General features: G+C 62.4%; 3 protein-coding genes. 2 read left to right on the forward strand and 1 reads right to left on the reverse strand.

Annotated elements, in window-relative coordinates:
• Window positions 1-89: 89 nt before the first annotated feature.
• On the reverse strand, window positions 90-1,571 hold the full coding sequence (gltX, locus tag AC07T0_RS18720) for a glutamate--tRNA ligase (RefSeq protein WP_495002619.1): 1,482 nt from the start codon (window positions 1,569-1,571) through the stop codon (window positions 90-92).
• A gap of 228 nt (window positions 1,572-1,799) precedes the next feature.
• On the opposite strand from gltX, the gene AC07T0_RS18725 reads away from it, so the two are divergent.
• The gene (locus AC07T0_RS18725; RefSeq protein WP_495002620.1) at window positions 1,800-2,846 is read left to right on the forward strand and encodes an HlyD family secretion protein; all 1,047 of its coding nucleotides are present in this window, start codon (window positions 1,800-1,802) and stop codon (window positions 2,844-2,846) included.
• Window positions 2,836-4,386 (forward strand): MDR family MFS transporter, encoded by a 1,551-nt coding sequence (locus AC07T0_RS18730; protein WP_495002621.1) that lies wholly within the window; start codon window positions 2,836-2,838, stop codon window positions 4,384-4,386. Before AC07T0_RS18725 ends, AC07T0_RS18730 begins: the two co-directional genes overlap by 11 nt.
• Window positions 4,387-4,488 lie beyond the last annotated feature (102 nt).

Genomic DNA, 4,488 nt, shown 5'->3' on the forward strand with positions numbered 1-4,488 from the left:
CCCCCCCCCCTCTCTCCTCCCCCCCCCCCCCCCCCCCCCCCCCCCCCCCCCCCCCCGCTCCCACATGGTTCCATAGAAACAGGGCGGTCTCAGGCAATCGCGCCCAGCAGCTTTTCCCATTCCTTGTTTTCTTTCTTCGACACCCCGCCCAGCAGATCCAGGGCCTGGCGCAGACGGAAGCGCGTGAGGTCCGGGCCAAGGATTTCCATGGCATCGAGCACCGACACCGAACTGGCCTGCCCGGTAATCGCGGCAAACATCAGCGGCATGGCATCGCGCAACTTCAACTCCAGGGCGTCGACCACCGCCTGGATGGTCGCGGTGATGCTGTCCTTTTCCCACTGGCGCAGGCTCTCCAGCTTCCACAGGATCAACTGCATCAGCTTGCGCACGTCGTCAGCCGCGAGCTTCTTGTGCTCGAACAGCTTGGCGTCCAGCGGCAGGCTGCCGGCGAAGAAGAAGTTCGCCAGCGGCGCGACCTGGCTGAAGGTCTCGACCCGGCCCTGGACCAGCGGCGCGATCTTCATCAGGTACTCGGGATTCAGCGCCCAGTTCTGCACGCGGCTGGCGAACTCTTCCAGCGGCAGGTCGCGCAGCCACTGGCCGTTGAGCCAGGACAGTTTCTCGATATCGAAGATCGGCCCACCCAGGGAAACGCGGGACAGGTCGAAGTGCTCGACCATTTCCGCCAGGGAGAACTTCTCGCGCTCGTCGGGCATCGACCAGCCCATGCGGCCCAGGTAGTTGAGCATGGCTTCAGGCATAAAGCCCATGCGCTCGTAGAAGGTCACCGAGGTCGGGTTCTTGCGTTTGGACAGCTTGCTCTTGTCCGGGTTGCGCAGCAGCGGCATGTAGCACAGCTGCGGCTGTTCCCAGCCGAAGTATTCGTAGAGCAGGATCAGCTTCGGCGCCGACGGCAGCCACTCTTCGCCACGCAACACGTGGGTGATGCCCATCAGGTGGTCGTCGACCACGTTGGCCAGGAAGTAGGTCGGCAGGCCATCGGTCTTCATCAGCACCTGCATGTCCATGCGGTCCCACGGGATCTCGACGTCGCCACGGAGCATGTCCGGCACCACGCAGACGCCTTCGCTCGGCACTTTCATGCGAATCACATGGGGCTCGCCGGCGGCCAGGCGCTGGGCCACTTCTTCCTTCGACAGCAACAGCGCACGGCCGTCGTAGCGCGGGGTCTCGCCGCGGGCCATCTGCTCGGCGCGCATCTGGTCCAGCTCTTCGGCGGTACAGAAGCACGGGAAAGCGTGGCCCATATCGACCAACTGCTGGGTGTATTTCTTGTAGATCTCGCTACGCTCGCTCTGCCGGTACGGACCGTGGGGACCGCCGACATCCGGGCCTTCGGCCCAGGTGATACCCAGCCAGTTGAGAGCATCGAAAATCTGCTGTTCGGACTCGCGGGTCGAGCGTAACTGATCGGTGTCTTCGATCCGCAGGATGAACTCACCGCCGTGCTGCTTGGCAAAGCAATAGTTGAACAAAGCGATATAGGCGGTGCCGACGTGGGGATCGCCGGTGGGCGATGGCGCGATGCGCGTGCGAACGGTGGTCATGGGCGGTCTCGAAGTGGAGATAAAACAAAGGGCGAATGGTAACAGGCACAGCCGTCCGGGCTCCAGCGCAGGGCATCTGGCAGAGGGCATATAAGCCAAGCTTCGGTCTAAAAAAGGCGCCAGGCCCCGAAAACCGGGCTTTCTCCGCGACTGGCATTTACCCATTGGGACTGCTGTGCCAGATTCGTCCACCGTAAAATTCACTTACACATTGATGTGTTGCTGCCCATGCCCTCCCAACTCAAGCGTCGACTGTCTATTTTCCTGTTCCTGGTCCTGTTGATCGCCCTGGGCTTTTTTGCCCAGTGGTTCTTCAAGGGGCGCTTTTATGAAAGCACCGATAACGCCTATGTCCAGGGCGAAATCACCCGGGTCTCCAGCCAGTTGGGCGCACGCATCGACCAGGTACTGGTGGCGGACAACCAGCATGTGGAGAAAGGCCAGTTGCTGGTGCGCCTCGAAGGCGCCGACTTCCAGCTCGCCGTCGACCGTGCCAACGCCACCCTCGCCACCCGCGAAGCCGAACGCTTGCAGGCCCAGAGCAAGCTGACCCAACAAGCCAGCCTGATCGCCGCCGCCGATGCCCAGGTCGCCTCCAGCCAGGCCAGCCTCGGTCGTTCGCAGCTCGATCTGAACCGCGCGCAGACCCTGCGCAAACCCGGCTACGTTTCGGAAGAACGGGTCACCACACTCTCCGCCGACAACCATATCGCCCGTTCGCAAGTGGCCAAGGCCCAGGCTGATCTGCAAGGCCAGCGCCAGCAGGTTACGGCCCTGAGTGCCGAGCTCAAGCGCCTCGACGCCCAGATCGCCAATGCCCGCGCCGACCTGGCCCAGGCCGAACTGAACCTGACCCGCTGCGAAATCCACGCGCCCATCAGCGGCCTGGTCGGCCAGCGCGCGGCACGCACCGGCCAGTACATACAGGCCGGAGCCTATCTACTGTCCATCGTCCCGGACCAGGACATCTGGGTCCAGGCCAACTTCAAGGAAACCCAGATCGGTCATATGCAGCCGGGCCAGAGCGCGACCCTGACCTTCGATGCTTATGAGGACACGCCGATCCAGGGTCAGGTCGAAAGCCTGTTCGCCGCTTCCGGCGCGCAGTTCAGCCTGTTGCCGCCGGACAACGCCACCGGCAATTTCACCAAGGTGGTGCAGCGCATCCCGGTCAAGCTGACCTTTGCCGCCGATAATCCGTTGCAGGGCAGAATCCGTCCGGGCATGTCGGTCACCGTCAAGGTCGATCTACGCGACGCCCAGCATGGCCGGTGATCAACTGATCCGACCGGTGGGCGAGCCGACCCGCCGGGACTGGATCGCGGTGATGAGCGTGATGCTCGGCGCCTTTATGGCGGTGCTCGATATCCAGATCACCAACTCTTCGCTCAAGGATATCCAGGGCGCCCTGTCGGCGACCCTGGAAGAAGGCTCGTGGATTTCCACCTCCTACCTGGTGGCGGAAATCATCATGATTCCCCTTACCGCCTGGCTGGTGCAATTGCTCTCGGCGCGACGCCTGGCGGTCTGGGTTTCGCTGGGTTTCCTCGGCTCGTCGCTGCTCTGTTCCATGGCCTGGAGCCTGGAAAGCATGATCGTGTTCCGCGCCATGCAGGGCTTCACCGGCGGCGCGCTGATCCCCCTGGCGTTCACCCTGACCCTGATCAAGCTGCCGGATCACCACCGCGCCAAGGGCATGGCCATGTTCGCCATGACCGCCACCTTCGCCCCGTCCATCGGTCCGACCATTGGCGGTTGGCTGACGGAAAACTGGGGCTGGCAGTACATCTTCTATATCAATATCCCGCCCGGCCTGATCATGATCGGCGGCCTGCTCTATGGCCTGGAAAAGAAAGAGGCCCATTGGGAACTGCTCAAGAGCACCGACTACGCCGGGATCGTCAGCCTCGGCATCGGCCTGGGTTGCCTGCAAGTGTTCCTCGAGGAAGGCCACCGCAAGGATTGGCTGGAGTCAAACCTGATCGTGACGCTGGGCAGTATCGCCCTGCTGAGCCTGATCACCTTCGTGATCCTGCAACTATCCAAGGCCAACCCGCTGATCAACCTGCGTATCCTGCAGAACCGCAACTTCGGCCTGTCCAGCATTGCCAGCCTGGGCATGGGCGTGGGTCTGTATGGCTCGATCTACCTGCTACCGCTGTACCTGGCGCAGATCCAGAACTACAACGCCCTGCAGATCGGCGAAGTGATCATGTGGATGGGGGTGCCGCAGCTGTTCCTGATTCCGCTGGTGCCCAAGCTGATGAAATTCATCTCACCGAAGCTGCTCTGCACCCTGGGTTTTGGCCTGTTCGGCCTGGCGAGTTTTTCTTCCGGAGTGCTCAACCCGGACTTTGCCGGCCAGCAGTTCAACCAGATCCAGATCATCCGCGCGCTGGGCCAGCCGCTGATCATGGTGACCATCTCGCTGATCGCCACCGCCTATATCCTGCCCCAGGACGCGGGGTCGGCGTCGAGCCTGTTCAACATCCTGCGCAACCTCGGCGGGGCCATCGGCATAGCCCTGCTCGCGACCTTGCTGGATGCGCGGACCAAGATCTATTTCGACTATCTGCGCGAGGCGATCGTGCCGGGTAATCCGCAGGTGGCCGAACGTCTGACGCTGCTTTCGGAGAGGCTCGGCAGCGACAGCGCGGCGCTGGGCAAGCTGAGCGAAATCACCCATCAGCAGGCATCGATCATGGCCTATAACGACGCCTTCCATTTTGTCGGGATCGCGCTGGGGATCAGCATGTTGGCGGTGCTGTTGACCAAGGCGCTGCCGGCGGGAATCAAGGCAGGGGAAGCGCATTGATCCTGCTGGCCTCTTCGCGGGCAAGCTCCGCTCCCACATTGTCCCGAGCAAGACTGGAGTGATATGTACAACACAGAGTCCGCGGGAGCGAAACCGGATTTT

This window comes from Pseudomonas sp. GW821-FHT04D07, from assembly GCF_059420225.1.